The sequence below is a fragment of the Streptomyces sp. NPDC107521 genome, assembly GCF_055598485.1.
On sequence record NZ_JBVKAT010000010.1, the window covers coordinates 142,928 to 161,934 of the forward strand.

Sequence of the window (19,007 nt, forward strand, 5' to 3'; positions counted from 1 at the left end):
GGGTCGCCTCCGGCTCCGCCGGCTCGTCCTTGCCGGACCGCGGCTGCCCGCTCCCGCCGCTCACGTTCACGGTGTCCCCTCGTTCGATGCGTCTCCCGCGCCTGCCGGGCGGAAGGGTCTGCGGTCGATGGTATGCGTCCGGTGCCGCGTGCCCCGCCCCGGCACCCGGGGTTCCCTCGACGGTGGGTGACTGTCGGTGCCGGGCCGTAAGGTTCGTGGACATGGAGACGAGCATCGAGGAGGCCGCGCGGGACGCCGGCGGCACCGCACCGGCGGCGACGGCGGCAGTGGCGGAGGACGGCGGCGCGACGGCGGGGGCGCCGGCCGGGTCCGCCGCCCCCGCGGCCGTGGCGCCGGCCGCCGTGGCGCCCGCTTCCCTCTCGCCGTCCCGCGCGGGGGACTTCATGCAGTGCCCGCTGCTCTACCGGTTCCGGGTGATCGACCGGCTGCCGGAGAAGCCCAGCGAGGCCGCGACCCGGGGCACCCTGGTCCACGCGGTGCTGGAGCGCCTCTTCGACGCCCCCGCCGCCGAACGCACCGCTCCGCACGCGCGGTCGCTGGTGCCGGGGCAGTGGGACCGGCTGCGGGAGAGCAGGCCGGAGGTCGGCGAGCTGTTCGCCGACGACCCCGGCGGCGAGAGGCTGGCCCGCTGGCTGGGCGAGGCCGAGCGGCTGGTGGAGCGCTGGTTCGCGCTGGAGGACCCCACCCGGCTGGAGCCCGCCGAGCGGGAGATGTTCGTCGAGGCCGAGCTGGACTCCGGGCTGCGGCTGCGCGGCATCATCGACCGGGTCGACGTGGCGCCCACCGGCGAGGTGCGGATCGTCGACTACAAGACGGGTAAGGCGCCCCGGCCGGAGTACGCCGAGGGCGCGCTGTTCCAGATGACGTTCTACGCCCTGGTGGTCTGGCGGCTCAAGAAGGTGCTGCCCCGGCGCCTCCAGCTCGTCTACCTCGGCAGCGGTGACGTGGTCACCTACGACCCGGTCCCCGCCGACCTGGAGCGGGTCGAGCGCAAGCTGCTCGCGCTGTGGGACGCGATCCGGCTGGCGACGGAGACGGGCGACTGGCGGCCCCGGCCGACCAAGCTGTGCGGCTGGTGCGACCACCAGGCCCACTGCCCGGAGTACGGCGGCACTCCCCCGCCCTATCCGCTGCCGGTGCGCGCACCCGGCGGGGACCGGGTGCCCGGCTAGTACTGCAACGACACTCCGCGTCGTTGCAGTACTGGACCGGCACGGCGGTCCGCGCCCGCCGCGCGGCGTCGCGCACGCACCCGGCACCGCACGGACCGCCCCCGCGCGGCGGTGCGTGCGGCGGTGCGTGCGGTGGGGGCGGGCCCCGGCGGTCCGGCGATCACGCTCAGGGCAGAATGGGGCCGGACTAGCGAAGGAGATTCACGTGGCCATCCGTGTCCTACTGGTCGACGACCAGCCGCTGCTGCGCACCGGCTTCCGGATGATCCTGGAGGCCGAGCAGGATCTCGCGGTCGTCGGCGAGGCCGGGGACGGCCTCCAGGCCCTCGACCAGGTCCGGGCGTTGCAGCCCGACGTGGTGCTGATGGACATCCGCATGCCGCGGATGGACGGCGTGGAGGCGACCCGGCAGATCACCGGGCCCGAGCGGGACGGCCCGGCCAAGGTGCTGGTCCTCACCACGTTCGACCTCGACGAGTACGTGGTGGAGGCGCTGCGGGCGGGGGCCAGCGGCTTCCTGCTGAAGGACGCCCCGGCCAACGAACTGGTGCAGGCGATCCGGGTGGTGGCGGCCGGCGAGGCGATGCTGGCGCCGAGCATCACCCGGCGGCTCCTCGACAAGTACGCCACGCATCTGCCCTCGGGCGACGAGCCGGTCCCGGACACCCTGCACACCCTGACCGACCGGGAGGTGGAGGTCCTCAAGCTGGTGGCCCGCGGGCTGTCCAACGCGGAGATCGCCGCCGACCTCTTCGTCAGCGAGACCACCGTCAAGACGCACGTGGGGCACGTGCTGACCAAGCTGGGGCTGCGCGACCGCGTGCAGGCCGCGGTGTACGCCTACGAGAGCGGGCTGGTGCGCCCCGGCGCCCAGTAGCCGCCGTCCCGGAGGACGCCCGAGGGGCGCCCGCTTCATGCGAAGCGGGCGCCCCTCGGGCGTTCTCGGGTGCTGTCCGGATCAGCCGCCGACGCCCTGGCCCAGCTCCCAGAGCTGGAGCCCGGAAGAGGAGTTGAGCACGTAGGCGGCGCCGGTGACGGTGTCCCGGTAGGCGACGTACTGCTTGCCCTGCCAGAGCGGGATCATCGGCACGTCGTCGGCGACGATGTCCTGCACCTTGATCATGCTGTCGCCGGCGGTGAGCCGGTCGGCCTGGCGGCGGGACTGCGGGAGCAGGGTGTTCATGATCTGGCCGTCGGCGTACGGCGAGTTGAGGATGTTGTCCTTGTCGAGGAACGGGGCGAGGAAGTTGTCGGCGTCCGGGAAGTCCGGGAACCAGCCCATGCCGAAGACATCGAACTGGCGCTTCAGCTCGGCCGGGCGGAACTTGTCCCAGGCGTGGCCCTCGATCTCGATGTCGAAGAGTCCGCCGGCGTTCAGTTGCTTCTGCAACTGCTCGAACTCCTTCTTGGTCACGGTGCCGTAGTGGTCCGTGGTGTAGTGCAGGGTGAGCTTCACCGGGGTGCTCACCTCGGCGTCGGCCAGCAGGGTCCGGGCCTTGCTGACGCTCGCGTCGCCGTACTTGTTGAAGAAGGCGTTGGAGTGGCCGGTGACGGTCGCCGGGACCAGCGAGTACAGGGGTTCGGCCTGGGAGCCGTAGACCTCGGAGACCAGCTCGCTGCGGTTGATGAGCTGGGCCATCGCCTGGCGGACGGCCTTCTCCCTCACGCCCGGCGACTCGGTCATGAAGGCGAGGTAGCGGATCTCCAGTCCGGGCATCTCGACCAGGTTGATCTCGTCGTCCTGGGCGTTGGAGAGGGTCCGGATCTGCTCGGGCGTCAGCGCGCGGCTCATGACGTCGATGTCACCCTTGCCGAGCGCGGCCCCCATGGCCTCGGAGTCCTTGAAGGAGACGATCTCGGCCTTGCCGTTGTTGAGCTTCAACGGGCCCTTGTAGTTGGCGTTCTTGGTGAAGACGGCCTTGGTCATCTCGCCGTCCTTCACCTCCGCCTTCATGGTGTAGGGGCCGGAGCCGTCGACCGAGAAGCCCTCGCGCAGGGCGTCCTTCTTGTAGTTGTCCGGGTTGACGATGCCGGCGACCGGGGCGGACAGCTTGAAGGGGAAGGTGGCGTCGGGTGCCTTGAGGTGGAAGATGACCTCCCGGTCGCCCTTGGCCTCCACCGTGTCGACGCTGGCGAGCAGGGCCGAGACACCGGTGTCGGCCTTGATGTCGAGGACCCGGTCGATCGAGAACTTGACGTCCTTGGCGGTGAGGGCGGAGCCGTCGGCGAACTTCAGCCCGTCGCGCAGGGTGCAGGCGTACCGCTCGTTGCCGTTGTCGGTGAACTCGCACTGCTCGGCCGCGTCCGGCACCGGGTCGCCGCCGCCGCGCGGCTGGGACATCAGGGTCTGGAGGCTCTGGCGCATGATGTTCCAGGCACCGACGTCGTACGCGTACGCCGGGTCGAAGGGCGCCGGCGCCTCCTTCGAAGCGCTGAACCGGTCCGTGGTGCCGACGACGATGGCCTCGCCCTTGCCGCCGTTGGACCCACCGCAGGCGGCGAGTACCGGCGCGAGCAGGCCGACGACGGCCGGCAGCACCAAAGTCTTGCGGTTCATGCTCGAGTTTCTCCAGAGCTGTCGGTCCGTGTATCCAGCACACAGGGGTGTCGCGGCGGATCACGGGGGTAGTGGCCGAGGTTCTCGCGACGAGGTTAGTCCGCGCGCGTAGGAGCGCCGGAGGGCCCCGGAGCGCGGACTCATCACGGAGCGAAACCGGTCGTGGACGCACCGAAACGCCGACAGGGGAAGGATTAGTGCAGCATCTCACCAATCGGGACACATGGGCACTCCTCCACCCCCCGGAACGGGGCACACAGGCACATCGGGGCACACCTGTCGATCCTCGAAAACGTGGGGAACGTCACAGCTTGCCCCCACTCCGGAGGTACTCATTCCGGTGGCGGGTGAACGGAAGTTCCCCCTCAAGTGGCCTTGTCCGGGAGGCAAGCCGGACATCCGGGACGTCCGGCCGCCCCGAAGGCGTGCCACCGCCGCCCGGGAGGCGGCGCGGACCGGGACACGGGCGGGCGCGGCGCGGGCGGGCGCGGCGCGGCCGGAGGCGGGCGTGGGCGGGCGCGGCACATGCCGCCGGGGCACGGTCGGCCGGCGCACGGCGGGGGCGGGGGCACGGGTGGGGGCGGCCGGGACCCGCGCGGCGGACCGGGCGGCGGTCACCGCCCCAGGGGGCTCACCAGACCGCGCAGGAAGGGCAGGTCGACCTCCTCCAGCGAACCGACCACGGTGCGCCGCGGGGCCGCGGTGATGGGCGCGACCGACGGCACGGCCACCACGTGGCAGCCGGCGGCCTCCGCGGCGGCGACACCGGTCGCGGTGTCCTCGACCACGGCGCAGCGGGCGGGCTCCGCGCCCAGCCCGGCGGCGGCGGTCAGGTACGGGTCGGGGTGCGGCTTGGTGCGCGGCACCTCGTCGCCGGCGACGGTGAGGGCGAAGTGCTGGGGGCCGAGCGTGGTCAGCACCCGGTCGATGATGCGCCGGTGGGAGGCGGAGACCAGGGCCGTGGGAATCCGGTGCGCGGCCAGCTCGGCGAGCAGCCGCCCGGCGCCCGGCATCAGCGGGAGGGTGCGGCCGATGCGCCGCTCGAAGCCGTCGTTGAGCAGCACGCTCAGCTCGGGCAGGGTGATGTCGGCGCCGGTGGCCTCGATCAGGAAGCCCGCGCTGCGGGTCATGGGCCCGCCGACCACCACGTGGCGCCAGGCGTCGTCGAGGGCGTGGCCGAGGGAGGCGAACACCTCGACCTCGACGTCCCACCAGAAGCCCTCGGTGTCGACCAGGGTGCCGTCCATGTCGAGCAGCACCGCCTGAAGGGCGGAGCCTTCGGCCGTCAGGGTTCCGAGCGCGGGGACCGTACTGGTCATCCACGTACCTCCTTGGGGGGGCGATCAGGCCGGTTCCCCGAAGGGAACCGGCCTGCAGTGGACCGACAAGTGTACGTCCCGCCGGGCGGGAGCGCGCGGCCTTTGCCCCGGAGCCCTCCGGCGCCCGGGCGGGGCTCCGGAGGTGACGGCCGGGCGGGGCTCCGGGGGCCGCCCGGGGCGCCGGCGGGGTGTCAGCGGGCGTTGAAGTACTTCGCCTCGGGGTGGTGGATCACGATGGCGTCGGTGGACTGCTCGGGGTGGAGCTGGAACTCCTCCGAGAGGTGCACGCCAATCCGCTCCGGCTGGAGCAGGTCCGCGATCTTGGCCCGGTCCTCCAGGTCGGGGCAGGCGCCGTAGCCGAGGGAGAAGCGCGCGCCCCGGTACTTCAGGGCGAACATGTCCTCCATCACGTCCGGGTCCTCCCCGGAGAAGCCGAGTTCGGAGCGGACCCGCGCGTGCCAGTACTCGGCGAGGGCCTCCGCGAGCTGGACGGAGAGCCCGTGCAGTTCGAGGTAGTCGCGGTAGGCGTTGTCCGCGAACATCCGGGCGGTCTCCTCGCCGATCCGGGAGCCCACGGTGACGACCTGGAAGCCGACCACGTCGGTCTCGCCGGACTCCTCCGGGCGGAAGAAGTCGGCCAGGCAGAGCCGCCGGCCGCGGCGCTGGCGCGGGAAGGTGAAGCGGGTGCGCTCGTTGCCCGCGTCGTCGAGGACGATCAGGTCGTCGTCCTTGGAGACGCAGGGGAAGTAGCCGTGGACGACGGCCGCCTCCAGCAGGTTGTCCGTCTGGAGCCGGTCCAGCAGGCCGCGCAGCCGCGGGCGGCCCTCGGTCTCGACCAGCTCCTCATAGGTCGGGCCCTCGCCGGTGCGGGCCTGCTTGAGACCCCACTGGCCCTTGAAGAGGGCGCCCTCGTCGAGCCAGGAGGCGTACTCCTTGAGCTGGATGCCCTTGATCACGCGGGTGCCCCAGAACGGCGGGGCGGGCACCGGGTTGTCGGTGGCGACGTCGGAGCGGACGGGCCCCTCCTCGGGGCGCTCCTCGATCTCGACCGTGGCCGCCCGCACCCGGCGCTGCTTCAGCTCGGGCAGCTTGGCGCCCGGCACACCGCGCTTGATGCCGATGAGGGCGTCCATCAGGCGCAGCCCCTCGAAGGCGTCCCGGGCGTAGCGGACCTCGCCCTCGTAGATCTCGTGCAGGTCCTGCTCGACGTAGGCGCGGGTGAGGGCGGCGCCGCCGAGGATGACCGGGTAGCCGGAGGCAAGCCCGCGCTGGTTCAGCTCCTCCAGGTTCTCCTTCATGATCACCGTGGACTTGACCAGCAGCCCGGACATGCCGATGACGTCGGCCCTGTGCTCCTCGGCCGCCTCCAGGATCGCGGAGACGGGCTGCTTGATGCCCAGGTTGACCACGTTGTAGCCGTTGTTCGACAGGATGATGTCGACGAGGTTCTTGCCGATGTCGTGGACGTCGCCGCGGACGGTGGCGAGCACGATGGTGCCCTTGCCCGCCTCGTCGGTCTTCTCCATGTGCGGTTCGAGGTGGGCGACGGCCGCCTTCATCACCTCGGCGGACTGGAGCACGAAGGGGAGCTGCATCTGGCCGGAGCCGAACAGCTCGCCGACCACCTTCATGCCGTCCAGCAGGGTCTCGTTGACGATCCGCAGCGCGGGGCGCTCGGTCAGGGCGGTGTCGAGGTCGGCCTCCAGGCCGTTGCGCTCGCCGTCGATGATGCGCCGCTTGAGCCGCTCGTCCAGCGGGAGGGCGGCCAGTTCCTCGGCCTTGGAGGCCTTGAGGGACTTGGCGGTGGCTCCCTCGAAGAGCTGCATGAGCTTCTGCAGCGGGTCGTAGCCCTCGCGGCGGCGGTCGTGGATCAGGTCGAGGGCGGTGGTGACCTGTTCCTCGTCGAAGCGGGCGATGGGCAGGATCTTGGAGGCGTGGACGATCGCGGAGTCCAGTCCGGCCTTGACGCACTCCTCGAGGAAGACGGAGTTCAGCAGGATGCGGGCGGCCGGGTTGAGGCCGAACGAGATGTTCGACAGACCGAGGGTGGTCTGCACCCGGGGGTGCCGCTCCTTGAGCAGGCGGATGCCGTCGAGGGTGGCCACGCCGTCCTTGCGGGACTCCTCCTGGCCGGTGCAGATGGTGAAGGTGAGGCAGTCGATGAGGATGTCCTCCTCGTGGATGCCCCAGTTCCCCGTCAGGTCCTCGATCAGGCGTTCCGCGATCTCGACCTTCTTCTCGGCGGTGCGGGCCTGGCCCACCTCGTCGATGGTGAGCGCGACCAGTGCGGCGCCGTGCTCCCGCGCCAGGGCGGCGACCTTCGCGAACCGCGACTCCGGCCCGGAGCCGTCCTCGTAGTTCACCGAGTTGATCACCGCGCGTCCGCCGAGCTTCTCCAGCCCGGCGCGCAGGACGGGGACCTCGGTGGAGTCCAGCACGATCGGCAGGGTGGAGGCGGTGGCGAAGCGGCCCGCCAGTTCCTCCATGTCGGCGACGCCGTCGCGGCCCACGTAGTCCACGCACAGGTCCAGCATGTGGGCGCCCTCGCGGATCTGGTCGCGGGCCATCTCCACGCAGTCGTCCCAGCGGCCCTCCAGCATGGCCTCGCGGAACTTCCGGGAGCCGTTGGCGTTGGTGCGCTCGCCGATGGCCAGGTACGAGGTGTCCTGGCGGAAGGGCACGGTCTGGTAGAGCGAGGCGGCGCCGGGCTCCGGGCGCGGGTCGCGGACGGTGGGCACGAGGCCGCGGACGCGCTCGACGACCTGGCGCAGGTGCTCGGGGGTGGTGCCGCAGCAGCCGCCGATCAGCGAGAGGCCGTAGTCGCGGACGAACGACTCCTGCGCGTCCGCCAGCTCCGGCGCGCCCAGCGGGTAGTGGGCGCCGTTCTTGCCGAGGACGGGCAGACCGGCGTTGGGCATGCAGGACAGCGGGATGCGGGAGTGCCGGGCGAGGTAGCGCAGGTGCTCGCTCATCTCGGCCGGGCCGGTGGCGCAGTTCAGGCCGATCATGTCGATGCCGAGCGGCTCCAGCGCGGTCAGGGCGGCGCCGATCTCGGAGCCGAGCAGCATGGTGCCGGTGGTCTCCACGGTCACCGACACGATCACCGGCATGTCCAGGCCCAGGGCCTCCAGGGCGCGGCGGGCGCCGATCACGGAGGCCTTGGTCTGGAGCAGGTCCTGGGTGGTCTCGACGAGCAGCGCGTCGGCGCCGCCGGCGACCAGGCCCTCGGCGTTGCGCTGGTAGGCGTCGCGGAGCGTGGTGTACGGGGCGTGGCCGAGGGTGGGCAGCTTGGTGCCGGGGCCGATGGAGCCCAGCACCCACCGTTGGCGTCCGTCGCGGGCGGTGAACTCGTCGGCGACCTCGCGGGCGACCCGGGCGCCTGACTCGGACAGCTCCTCGACGCGGTCGGCGATGTCGTACTCGCCGAGGGCGGAGTGGTTGGCGCCGAAGGTGTTGGTCTCCACGCAGTCGACGCCGGCCGCGAAGTACTCCTCGTGCACCGAGCGCACGATGTCGGGCCGGGTGACGTTCAGGACCTCGTTGCACCCCTCCAGCTGCTGGAAGTCGTCCAGCGTGGGGTTCTGCGCCTGGAGCATGGTGCCCATCGCGCCGTCGGCGACCACCACACGGGTGGCGAGGGCCTCACGGAGGGCGGACACACGGGTCCGGGTGTCGGCGGAGGGGATGGACGGCGACGAGGCCATGGACGGGCTCCCTAGGATGCGACGGCTGTCGGCTTTGCGCCCCGGAGGGCCGTCCACGGGGGACGATCCGGGGTGACGCACGCCGCCAGGGTAGCGGGGACCGGGCCGTGATGGGTCGAGGGGTCCGGGAGGCGGACCGGTACGGGTGGGGCGAAGTTGGCCGGAATCCATCGGCGCGACGCCCGACGGGCGGCGTCGGCCGCCGTTTGGCGGGGGTTCGGCCGGAACCGGTAGTGTTCGGCATTGCCGAACACTGGTGGGACTCAGGGGGCGCGCGGGACGTGCCGCCGGGGACGGAACCGGCGGCCCGCGGCCGGCGGCCCACGGGCATCGCGGCACACGGCGGGCCCCGGGAGGACGCGGGCCCTGCCGCAGGCGGCCCCGGCGGCCGAGAGGGAACGGAGGCGGTGGGCGGTGACACGGAACATCCAGTCGCTCGAACGGGCGGCCGCGGCGCTGCGCCTGCTGGCGGGCGGCGAGCGGCGGCTCGGGCTGTCGGAGATCGCCTCGTCCCTGGGCCTGGCCAAGGGCACCGCGCACGGCATCCTGCGCACCCTCCAGCACGAGGGCCTCGTCGAGCGGGAGGAGTCCTCGGGCCGCTACCGGCTCGGCGCGGAGCTGCTGCGCCTGGGCACCGCCCACCTGGACGGGCACGAGCTGCGGGCGCGCGCCCTGGTGTGGACGGAGGACCTGGCGCGTTCCGGCGGCGAGAGCGTCCAGCTCGGGGTCCCGCACCGGCACGGCGTGCTGGTCGTGCACCACGTCCCCCGCCCCGGTGACACCCGGCAGGTCCTGGAGACCGGGACCACGCGGCCGCTGCACTCCACCGCCCTCGGCAGGGTGCTGGCGGCGTACGACCCGGCGGCGCGCGGCGAGGCGCTGGAGGGCGCGCGCACGGCGTTCACGGAGCGCACGCCGTGCGCGCGGGAGGACGTCGAGCGGATCCTGGACCGCACCCGCGCGCGGGGGTACGCCGCCGACGTGGAGGAGACCTGGGAGGGCGTGGCCTCGGTCGCCGCCCCCGTCCACGACCGGCGGTGGCTGACGGTGGGCGCGGTGGGCGTCACCGGGGCGGTGGAGCGGGTGTGCCGGGACGGCGAGCCCCGGCCGGATCTGGTCGCGGCGGTACGGGACTGCGCCCGCGCCATCTCCCGCGACCTGGGCGCCGGACGGTTCTGAGACCGGGCGGTTCTGGGGCCGGGCGGCCCTGGGGCCGGGGCGCCGCCGGGCGCGGGGCGGGGGAAGAGACGGCGGGGCCGGGACGCGTACCCCGGCGCCGCGCGGGAAGGCGCGGGGAACGCGCCGGGGTACCCGGGCCCCGGGGGTCGTGCACCCCGCCGGGGCGGCGGCGGGTGGCGGTGGCGGGGGCGCGCGCCGTCCCCCCCGACGCGCCCTTGACGCGTACACGAAACCGCGACAAGACTCTCCGTCCATGGGTCGGCATGGTCGAACACCAGCCGGTATGCGCGTAAGAGGGTGTGACGACGCCAAGGGCCGCCATCGCCTCCGCACCGAGGCGCCGGGCCCCCGGAGCGATCCGGCGGCCCGGATTCCCCTGGACGAAGGACAAAGGAGTCGCGGTTGTCCAGCTCCGACATCTTCCTCGGCGAGACCATCGGTACCGCCGTGCTCATCCTGCTGGGCGGCGGTGTCTGCGCCGCCGTGACGCTCAAGGCGTCCAAGGCCCGCGACGCCGGCTGGCTCGCCGTGGCCCTCGGCTGGGGCTTCGCCGTGCTCACGGCGGTCTACGTCGCCGCGCCGCTCTCCGGCGCCCACCTCAACCCGGCCGTCACGCTCGGCATCGCCCTGAAGGACGGCGACTGGAGCACCCTCCCCCTGTACTGGGCCGGACAGCTCCTCGGCGCGATGACCGGCGCCGTCCTGGTCCACGCCGCCTACGCGGGCCAGTTCCGCGCCCACCTCACCGACCGCGCCGTCGTCGGCCGCCCGGCGCCGGAGGCACCCGACGGGGCGGTCGAGGCCCGGGAGCGGGGCGCGGGCCCCGTCCTCGGCGTGTTCGCCACCGGCCCGGAGATCCGCGACGCGGTGCAGAACGTCACCACCGAGGCCATCGGCACCTTCGTGCTGCTGCTCGCCGTGCTCACCCAGGGCCTCAACGACGAGGGCGACGGCCTCGGGCCCCTGGGCGGCCTGGTGACCGCGCTGGTGGTGGTCTCGATCGGCCTCTCGCTGGGCGGCCCCACCGGCTACGCCATCAACCCGGCCCGCGACCTCGGCCCCCGCCTCGTGCACGCCCTGCTGCCGCTGCCCAACAAGGGCGGTTCCGACTGGTCGTACGCCTGGGTGCCCGTCGTCGGTCCCCTGCTGGGCGGCGCCGCCGCGGCGGGCGTCTACAACGCGGCGTTCGCCTGAGCCGGCCGCCGGAGCGGCGGGCCGGGGTGCCGCGCCGGACGCCGGGCCCGGCCGGAGACCCGGGCCGGGGGCCGGAGACCGGCAGCGGGAGACCGCGGCCGAAGGGCCGAACCGGGGCCGGAGCCCCCGGCCGGAGACCGGGAGCGGGAGCACCCCGCGCCGGGCACCGGCCCGAAGAGCGGGCGCCGACCGCCTGTCGCCGCGCCGGAACGGGGGAACTGCGGCCAGACTTCCGCCCAGCGGGTACCCGGCCCCTCGCACCCGCCGCACACACCCGGCCACCATCACCGACCCAGGAGCGCACCGTGACCGACGCCCCCACCGCGGGCCCCTTCATCGCCGCCATCGACCAGGGCACCACCTCCTCGCGCTGCATCGTCTTCGACCGCGACGGCCGGATCGTCTCCGTCGAGCAGAAGGAGCACGAGCAGATCCTCCCGAAGCCGGGCTGGGTCGAGCACGACGCCACCGAGATCTGGGCCAATGTGCAGGAGGTCGTCGCCGGGGCGGTCGCCGGGGCCGGGATCACCCGCGAGGACATCAAGGCCATCGGCATCACCAACCAGCGCGAGACCACCGTCGTGTGGGACCGGCACACCGGCGAGCCCGTCCACCACGCCATCGTCTGGCAGGACACCCGCACCGACGCGCTCTGCCGGGAGCTGGGGCGCAACGTCGGCCAGGACCGCTTCCGGCGCGAGACCGGGCTGCCGCTCGCCTCCTACTTCGCCGGGCCCAAGGCCCGCTGGCTGCTGGACCACGTCGAGGGGGCGCGCGAGCGGGCGGAGGCGGGCGACCTGCTGTTCGGCACCATGGACTCCTGGGTCGTCTGGAACCTGACCGGCGGCGCCGACGGCGGCCGGCACGTCACCGACGTCACCAACGCCTCCCGCACCCTGCTGATGAACCTGCACACCCTGCGGTGGGACGAGAGGATCTGCGAGTCGATCGGGGTGCCCCCGCGGATGCTGCCCGAGATCCGCTCCTCCGCCGAGGTCTACGGGGAGATCCGGGGCGGGCGGCTGGGCGGACTGCTCGGCGGCGTCCCGGTCGCCTCCGCCCTCGGTGACCAGCAGGCCGCACTGTTCGGCCAGACCTGCTTCTCCGAGGGCGAGACCAAGTCGACCTACGGCACCGGCACCTTCATGGTGATGAACACCGGCCGCAGGATCATCAACTCCTACAGCGGCCTGCTGACCACGGTCGGCTACCGGATCGGCGAGGAGTCGCCCGTCTACGCCCTGGAGGGCTCCATCGCCGTCACCGGTTCGCTGGTGCAGTGGATGCGCGACCAGATGGGCATGATCTCCACCGCCGCCGAGATCGAGACCCTCGCCCTGTCCGTCGAGGACAACGGCGGCGCCTACTTCGTCCCGGCCTTCTCCGGCCTGTTCGCCCCCTACTGGCGCTCCGACGCCCGCGGCGTGATCGCCGGGCTGACCCGCTACGTCACCCGGGCCCACCTCGCGCGCGCCGTGCTGGAGGCCACCGCCTGGCAGACCCGGGAGATCGCGGACGCCATGACCAAGGACTCCGGGGTCGAGCTGACCACCCTCAAGGTCGACGGCGGGATGACCTCCAACAACCTGCTGATGCAGACCCTGGCCGACGTCCTGGACGCCCCCGTGGTGCGCCCCATGGTCGCGGAGACCACCTGTCTCGGCGCCGCCTACGCCGCCGGGCTCGCCATCGGCTTCTGGACGAGCACCGACGACCTGCGCGCCAACTGGCGGCGGGCGGCCGAGTGGACCCCGCGGATGGACCCGGAGGTCCGCGACCGCGAGTACCGGAGCTGGCTCAAGGCCGTCGAGCGGACCAAGGGCTGGCTCGACGACGAGGACTGACCAGACGCCGGGCGCCCGGCCCCGGGGCGGACGCGGACGCGGACGGGGCCGGAGCGGCGGCGGGCGGGGCCCGGAGCGGGCGGTGCCCGCCCGCCCCCGGCGCCGGAAACCCCCCGCTCGCCGGGGTGTTCGACCGGCGGGATCGGGGCAGTGTTCCGTTCACTCCCCCGTGCGAGGGGGCTGCGGTCGGTCCCTCGGTACGCCGTAAGGTTGAGGGGTACGCGAGGGCACGTCGGAAGGAGGCGCTGGGTGATCGAGCTCGAGGGGGTACCCGAGCTGATCGACCCGGTCATGGTGGCCGCGTTCGAGGGCTGGAACGACGCCGGCGACGCCGCCTCCACCGCGGTCGAGCACCTGGACCGGGAGTGGAAGGGCGAGGTGTTCGCGGCGCTGGACGCCGAGGACTACTACGACTTCCAGGTCAACCGCCCCACGGTCTTCATGGACGGCGGCGTCCGCCGGATCACCTGGCCGACGACCAGGCTCTCGGTGGTCCGCGTCGGCGGCGACAAGCCGCGCGACCTCGTCCTGGTCCGCGGCATCGAGCCGTCCATGCGCTGGCGCTCGTTCTGCAACGAGCTGCTCGGCTTCGCCCATGAGCTGGGCATCGAGCTGGTGGTGGTGCTCGGCGCGCTGCTGGGCGACACCCCGCACACCCGGCCGGTGCCGATCAGCGGCACCACCTCCGACGCCGACCTGGCCCGCCGGATGAATCTGGAGGAGACCAAGTACGAGGGCCCGACGGGCATCGTCGGCATCCTCCAGGAGGCGTGCACGCACGCGGGCGTGCCGGCCGTGTCGCTGTGGGCCGCGGTGCCGCACTACGTGTCGCAGCCGCCCAACCCGAAGGCGACGCTGGCCCTGCTGAACCGCCTGGAGGACCTGATCGACGTGCGCATCCCGCTGGGCGAGCTGCCCGAGGACGCGCGCGCCTGGCAGGTCGGGGTGGACCAGCTCGCCGCCGAGGACAGCGAGGTCGCGGAGTACGTGCAGTCGCTGGAGGAGGCGCGGGACACCGCGGACCTGCCGGAGGCCTCCGGGGACGCCATCGCCCGGGAGTTCGAGCGGTACCTGCGGCGCCGGGACGGCGGGACCGGGCCGGGCGGGCACGCCACGGCCGACGGCGGGGAGGCCCCGCCGGGCACGCCGTACCTGCGGGACAACCCGGGCGGCCGGACCCGGCCGTCCAAGCCGCCGAAGGCGGGCGGGGACGACGAGGACGCGCCGGAGGAGTAGGGCCGGAGACGGGTGAGGGGCGCTTCCGCGGCGGAAGCGCCCCTCACCCGGCTCCGGGGGCCGGCGCCCCTACAGGGCGACGCCCATCAGCGCGTCGACGGCACGGGAGACCAGGCCGGGGGCGCCGATGTCGTCGCCGCCGGTCTCCGTCTGGAGGGCGGCCCAGCGGTCGACCGCGGCCAGCGCGGACGGGGAGTCCAGGTCGTCGGCGAGGGCCTCGCGGATCTCCTCGACGAGCGCCTCGGCGGACGGCCCGTCGGGGCGGGAGACGGCGGCGCGCCAGCGGTCCAGCCGCGCGACGGCCTCCCGCAGCCCCTCGTCGGTCCACTCCCAGTCGGAGCGGTAGTGGTGGGCCAGCAGGGCGAGCCGGATGGCGGCGGGGTCGACGCCGTCGCGGCGCAGCCGCGAGACGAAGACCAGGTTGCCCCGGGACTTGGACATCTTCTCGCCGTCGAGGGCCACCATCCCGGCGTGCACGTAGCTCTTGGCCATGGGGAACTCGCCGGTGAGCACCTGGGCGTGCGAGGCGCCCATCTCGTGGTGCGGGAAGACGAGGTCGGAGCCGCCGCCCTGGACGTCGAAGCCCATGCCGAGGTGGCCGAGGGCGATGGCCACGCACTCGATGTGCCAGCCGGGCCGGCCGCGGCCCAGCGAGCCGCCGTCCCAGCTCGGCTCGCCCTCGCGGGCGGCCATCCACAGCATCGGGTCGACCGGGTTCTTCTTGCCCGGCCGCTCCGGATCGCCGCCGCGCTCGGCGGAGAGCAGCCGCATCGCGGCGGCGTCGAGGTGGGAGACGGCGCCGAAGTGCGGGTCGGACTCGACGGCGAAGTAGATGTCGCCCTCGAGTTCGTAGGCCGCACCGGCCTCGCGCAGCCGCTCGACCAGCGGGACGATGGCGGGTATCGCCTCGACGGCGCCGACGAAGTCCCGGGGCGGCAGCATCCGCAGCGCCGTCATGTCCTCGCGGAACAGGGCGGTCTCCCGCTCGGCGAGGGCGACCCAGTCGACGCCGTCCCGCTCGGCCCGCTCCAGCAGCGGATCGTCGACGTCGGTCACGTTCTGGACGTAGTGGACCTGCCGCTTGGTGTCGAGCCATACGCGCTGCACGAGATCGAACGCGTTGTAGGTCGCCGCGTGTCCCATGTGGGTGGCGTCGTACGGCGTGATGCCGCAGACGTAGACGCGGGCGACGGGACCGGGGTCGAGGGTCACCGGGCCCCCGGTCGCGGTGTCGTGAATCCTCAGGTCGCGGCCCTGACCGGGCAGGGCGGGGACCTCGGAAGCGGGCCAGGCATGCATGTCCTGAGCCTAACCGGACCGCGGTTCGGCGCACGAACCGGCCGGGCAGGACGGCCGAGACGGCACTGTTGCGCACGGCGGCCGTGTGTGCATGGGCCCCCTGGGGCCGCCGCCGCGGTCCGCCGGGAACGGGAACGGTGCTCAGACGGGCGGCCAGGGGATCGCGGGCCACTCGCCGCCGGGCTCCGGATGCCGGCCGGAGGCCAGCAGCGCCTCCACCCGCGCCCGTACGGCACCGGTCTCCTCGGGGGCGAGCAGCTCCCCGAGGCGGAGGGCCAGCGGCGCGCCGTCCCGCAGGGCCTCCCGCAGACCGCCGAGGACCGCCACGGCCTCCTCGGTGAGGGGCTCCCCGGCCCAGCCCCAGAGCAGGGTGCGCAGCTTGTCCTCGGTGTGGAAGGTCACCCCGTGGTCGATGCCGTACAGCCGGTCCCCGGCGGCGGGGAGCAGGTGCCCGCCCTTGCGGTCGGCGTTGTTGATCACGGCGTCCAGGACCGCGAGCCGCCGCAGCCGCTCGTCGTCGGCGTGCACGAGCAGCGCGGTGCGCCCCTCGCCGACCTCGGCGAGTCCGATCGCCTTCCAGCCGGGGCCGGGCTCGCCCTCCTCCACCAGGGCGAGCAGCTCGGCCCCGGGCACGGTCTCGATCCAGAGCTGCACCATGCCCTCGCCGTACGGCCCGTCGCGCAGCACGGTGGGCGGCACCAGGTCCCAGCCGGTCGCCTCGGAGACCGCGTGGGCGGCCGTCTCCCGGCGGGCGAGGGTGCCGTCGGGGAAGTCCCAGAGGGGGCGCTCCCCGGCGACCGGCTTGTAGACGCAGCGCGCCTCGCGGCCCTCGTGCGCCACGGTGCAGTACAGGGCGGCGTTGGATGCCTCCCCGATGCGTCCGCGCACCGTCAGCTCGCCGTGGGCGAGCAGGCCGGCGACCGCCGGGTCGGCGGGGGTCAGGCTCCCCGTCGGTATCCGTTCTGGCGCGGACATACGTGTCCTTCCGGGTCGAGCGGGAGGCTGCACAGCGGGCACGGCGGCCGCCCGGCGTTGACGACGTCGAGGGCGCGCTTGGCGAAGGCCCGGGCCTGCGCGCCGGTGAGCCTGACCCGCAGCATGGGCGGGCCGTTCTCCTCGTCCTGGAGGAGGCGTTCCTCGGCCTCCGCCAGGTCCTCCTCGGAGTCGGCGTCCAGCTCGACCAGGGCCTGCGCCTCGACGATCATGCGCTGGTCCTCGCCGTCCCAGGCGAGCGCCATGGTGCCGACCCGGAACTCCTCCTCCACGGGGGTGTCCAGGGGGGCCGTGTCGGCGTTCTCGGTGGGGGCCACGGCCGGGACGACGGTGCTGCCCCCGCTGCGCCGCACGACCTCGTCGAGGAGTTCGTCCATGCGCTCGGCGAGCGCGGCGACCTGGGTCTTCTCCAGGGCCACGCTGGTCACCCGGGTGCCCGCGGACGCCTGGAGGAAGAACGTACGGCGTCCGGGCAGCCCGACCGTACCGGCCACGAAGCGTTCCGGCTGGTCGTAGAGGAACACCTGACGGGACACGTCCTGTCTCCATGGGAAGTCGGGGGCACGGAAAACGCGGTCACGGGCAGTGCTGCGACCGCCTCACCCTACTGCGGCGGACGATCACGGTGCGCCCGCACCGCCCCCCACCGCCGCGTCACCGCCGGCGGGCCGCTCGGGCGGTGCCAGCGACGCCAGGTCGCCGGTGTCGCCGAGGCGCACCAGGAAGGGCCGCAGCCGGGTGTAGCGGATGGCGGTGACGGAGCAGGGGTCGACGGCGATCCGCTGGAAGAGGTCGAGGTGCAGGCCGAGGGCCTCGGCGACGAGGGACTTGATGATGTCGCCGTGGGAGCACATCAGGTACACGGCGTCGGGGCCGTGGTCGCGCTCCACGCGCGCGTTCCACTCGCGCACCGCCTCGGCGGCGCGGGTCTGCATGGCGCGCATCGACTCGCCGCCGGGGAAGGCCGCCGCCGAGGGGTGCGCCTGGACCACCTCCATCAGCGGTTCGTCCCCGAGTTCCGCGAGTTTGCGGCCGGTCCAGTCGCCGTAGTGGCACTCCCCGATGCGTTCGTCGGTGTGCGCGCCCAGCTCCGGTCTGGCGTCGAGCAGCGGCCGGATGGTCTCCTGGCAGCGTTGCAGCGGGCTGGCGACGATCTCGGACAGCGGCAGGGCCGCGAGTCGTCCGGGCAGTGCGGCGGCCTGTGCGGCGCCGCGTTCGTCGAGGGCGACGCCGGGTGTCCACCCGGCGAGCAGTCCCTCGGTGTTGGCGGTGGAACGTCCGTGCCTGACCAGGATCAGCGTGGGCATGCGGCCAGAGTAGGCGTACGGCGCGGTGCGCGGGCGCCCGGGTGAGGGAGAGTGCGTTTCGGTGATCGTCGACTGTGCCGTCTACCGGGACGGGCGCCGTACGGACGGTCCCGCGGACCTCTCCGAGGCGCTCGCCGCGGCCCGCGCCGCGGGCGGCTTCGTGTGGGTGGGGCTGCACGAGCCGACCGAGGAGGAGTTCGCGCTGGTCACCGAGGAGTTCTCGCTGCACCCGCTGGCCGTGGAGGACGCCCTCAACGCCCACCAGCGGCCGAAGCTGGAGGTGTACGAGGACTCGCTGTTCGCGGTGCTGAAGCCGGTGGTGTACGAGCCGGAGAGCGATGTCGTCTCCAGCGGGGAACTCATGATCTTCCTGGGCGACGGCTTCGTGGTCGTCGTCCGGCACGGCGAGGGCTCCCCGCTGCGGGCGGTGCGGCAGCGGCTGGAGCACGAGCCGCACCTGCTCGGCAAGGGGCCCACAGCGGTGCTCTACGCCATCGCGGACGCGACGGTCGACCACTACCTGGCGGTGGCGTCGGAGCTGCACAACGACCTGGAGGAGCTGGAGGCGGAGGTGTTCTCCCCGGACGGGGGCGGCTCGCGCAGCACCGCCTCGCGGATCTACACCTTCAAGCGGCAGGTGCTGGAGTTCCGCCGTTCCACCGGCCCGCTGGCGCCGCCGCTGGCCCGGCTGGCGGGGACGGGGGCCTTCGGCTCCGGGGTGCCGTTCGTCAACGACCGGGCGCGGCCGTTCTTCCGGGACGTCAACGACCACCTGACGCGGGTGAACGAGTCGGTGGAGGCGCTGGACCGGCTGGTCTCGGACATCCTGTCGGCGCATCTGGCGCAGATGAGCGTGCGGCAGAACGACGACATGCGGAAGATCTCCGCCTGGGCGGCCATGGCCGCGGTGCCCACGATGATCGCGGGGATCTACGGCATGAACTTCGATCACATGCCGGAGCTGCGGTGGGTGGGGGCGTACCCGGCGGTGATCCTGGTGATGGCCGGGCTGGAGGTGCTGCTCTACCGGCTGTTCAAGGGGCGGGGCTGGCTGTGACCCGCCGGGGTCCTGCACCCGTCGCCCGGGCGGGCGCACGGGCGCGTGCGGCTCCCTCCGTGCCGCACGCCGTACTGGACTCGCCCCGGCGGGCGCGCGACCGGGGGCCGCGGGGCGGGGCGGGG

14 protein-coding genes are annotated in these 19,007 nt (G+C 73.5%); 7 read left to right on the forward strand and 7 right to left on the reverse strand.

Annotation, left to right across the window (positions count from 1 at the left end):
• The first annotated feature begins 221 nt into the window (after positions 1–221).
• Positions 222–1,193, forward strand: a complete 972-nt coding sequence (locus tag ACZ7LB_RS17420) for a RecB family exonuclease (RefSeq protein WP_471469042.1) — start codon at positions 222–224, stop codon at positions 1,191–1,193.
• A gap of 205 nt (positions 1,194–1,398) precedes the next feature.
• Positions 1,399–2,070: a response regulator gene (locus ACZ7LB_RS17425; protein WP_161226472.1), complete on the forward strand. Its 672-nt coding sequence runs from the start codon at positions 1,399–1,401 to the stop codon at positions 2,068–2,070.
• 81 nt (positions 2,071–2,151) lie between these two features.
• Here the strand turns inward: ACZ7LB_RS17425 and ACZ7LB_RS17430 are convergent, their stop codons facing one another.
• The 3 genes from ACZ7LB_RS17430 to metH all read right to left on the reverse strand — a co-directional run bounded on the left by ACZ7LB_RS17430 (position 2,152) and on the right by metH (position 8,773).
• The gene (locus tag ACZ7LB_RS17430; protein ID WP_471469044.1) at positions 2,152–3,750 is read right to left on the reverse strand and encodes an ABC transporter substrate-binding protein; all 1,599 of its coding nucleotides are present in this window, start codon (positions 3,748–3,750) and stop codon (positions 2,152–2,154) included.
• Between the two features lie 614 nt (positions 3,751–4,364).
• Positions 4,365–5,069 (reverse strand): HAD family hydrolase, encoded by a 705-nt coding sequence (locus ACZ7LB_RS17435; RefSeq protein ID WP_161226468.1) that lies wholly within the window; start codon positions 5,067–5,069, stop codon positions 4,365–4,367.
• A gap of 191 nt (positions 5,070–5,260) precedes the next feature.
• Complete coding sequence (metH, locus tag ACZ7LB_RS17440) at positions 5,261–8,773, reverse strand: methionine synthase (protein ID WP_471469045.1); 3,513 nt, start codon at positions 8,771–8,773, stop codon at positions 5,261–5,263.
• Between the two features lie 414 nt (positions 8,774–9,187).
• On the opposite strand from metH, the gene ACZ7LB_RS17445 reads away from it, so the two are divergent.
• The 4 genes from ACZ7LB_RS17445 (at position 9,188) to ACZ7LB_RS17460 (ending at position 14,226) form a co-directional block, all read left to right on the forward strand.
• Positions 9,188–9,952: an IclR family transcriptional regulator gene (locus ACZ7LB_RS17445; protein WP_471469047.1), complete on the forward strand. Its 765-nt coding sequence runs from the start codon at positions 9,188–9,190 to the stop codon at positions 9,950–9,952.
• A gap of 402 nt (positions 9,953–10,354) precedes the next feature.
• Complete coding sequence (locus tag ACZ7LB_RS17450) at positions 10,355–11,146, forward strand: MIP/aquaporin family protein (RefSeq protein ID WP_471469049.1); 792 nt, start codon at positions 10,355–10,357, stop codon at positions 11,144–11,146.
• Between the two features lie 305 nt (positions 11,147–11,451).
• Entirely contained in the window at positions 11,452–12,990 is a 1,539-nt protein-coding gene (gene glpK, locus ACZ7LB_RS17455; RefSeq protein WP_471469051.1) for a glycerol kinase GlpK, read from the forward strand.
• Positions 12,991–13,239: 249 nt separating this feature from the next.
• Positions 13,240–14,226 (forward strand): PAC2 family protein, encoded by a 987-nt coding sequence (locus ACZ7LB_RS17460; protein WP_471469052.1) that lies wholly within the window; start codon positions 13,240–13,242, stop codon positions 14,224–14,226.
• A gap of 69 nt (positions 14,227–14,295) precedes the next feature.
• Here the strand turns inward: ACZ7LB_RS17460 and mshC are convergent, their stop codons facing one another.
• The 4 genes from mshC to ACZ7LB_RS17480 form a co-directional block, all read right to left on the reverse strand.
• Positions 14,296–15,525, reverse strand: coding sequence for a cysteine--1-D-myo-inosityl 2-amino-2-deoxy-alpha-D-glucopyranoside ligase (gene mshC, locus ACZ7LB_RS17465; protein WP_471469054.1), 1,230 nt, complete (start codon positions 15,523–15,525; stop codon positions 14,296–14,298).
• Between the two features lie 141 nt (positions 15,526–15,666).
• Positions 15,667–16,500: an SCO1664 family protein gene (locus ACZ7LB_RS17470; RefSeq protein ID WP_471469056.1), complete on the reverse strand. Its 834-nt coding sequence runs from the start codon at positions 16,498–16,500 to the stop codon at positions 15,667–15,669.
• Positions 16,464–17,054, reverse strand: a complete 591-nt coding sequence (locus ACZ7LB_RS17475; RefSeq protein WP_161226453.1) for a DUF3090 domain-containing protein — start codon at positions 17,052–17,054, stop codon at positions 16,464–16,466. Before ACZ7LB_RS17475 ends, ACZ7LB_RS17470 begins: the two co-directional genes overlap by 37 nt.
• Positions 17,055–17,138: 84 nt before the next feature.
• Positions 17,139–17,825 (reverse strand): histidine phosphatase family protein, encoded by a 687-nt coding sequence (locus ACZ7LB_RS17480; RefSeq protein ID WP_471469058.1) that lies wholly within the window; start codon positions 17,823–17,825, stop codon positions 17,139–17,141.
• Positions 17,826–17,886: 61 nt separating this feature from the next.
• On the opposite strand from ACZ7LB_RS17480, the gene ACZ7LB_RS17485 reads away from it, so the two are divergent.
• Entirely contained in the window at positions 17,887–18,882 is a 996-nt protein-coding gene (locus ACZ7LB_RS17485) for a magnesium and cobalt transport protein CorA (RefSeq protein ID WP_471469060.1), read from the forward strand.
• Positions 18,883–19,007 lie beyond the last annotated feature (125 nt).

Coding starts and splice junctions, on each gene's coding strand:
- ACZ7LB_RS17480 (WP_471469058.1), bottom strand. CDS start 17,825: ATGCCCACGCTGATCCTGGTCAGGCACGGACGTTCCACCGCCAACACC.
- ACZ7LB_RS17430 (WP_471469044.1), bottom strand. CDS start 3,750: ATGAACCGCAAGACTTTGGTGCTGCCGGCCGTCGTCGGCCTGCTCGCG.
- ACZ7LB_RS17435 (WP_161226468.1), bottom strand. CDS start 5,069: ATGACCAGTACGGTCCCCGCGCTCGGAACCCTGACGGCCGAAGGCTCC.
- ACZ7LB_RS17470 (WP_471469056.1), bottom strand. CDS start 16,500: ATGTCCGCGCCAGAACGGATACCGACGGGGAGCCTGACCCCCGCCGAC.
- metH (WP_471469045.1), bottom strand. CDS start 8,773: ATGGCCTCGTCGCCGTCCATCCCCTCCGCCGACACCCGGACCCGTGTG.
- mshC (WP_471469054.1), bottom strand. CDS start 15,525: ATGCATGCCTGGCCCGCTTCCGAGGTCCCCGCCCTGCCCGGTCAGGGC.
- ACZ7LB_RS17420 (WP_471469042.1), top strand. CDS start 222: ATGGAGACGAGCATCGAGGAGGCCGCGCGGGACGCCGGCGGCACCGCA.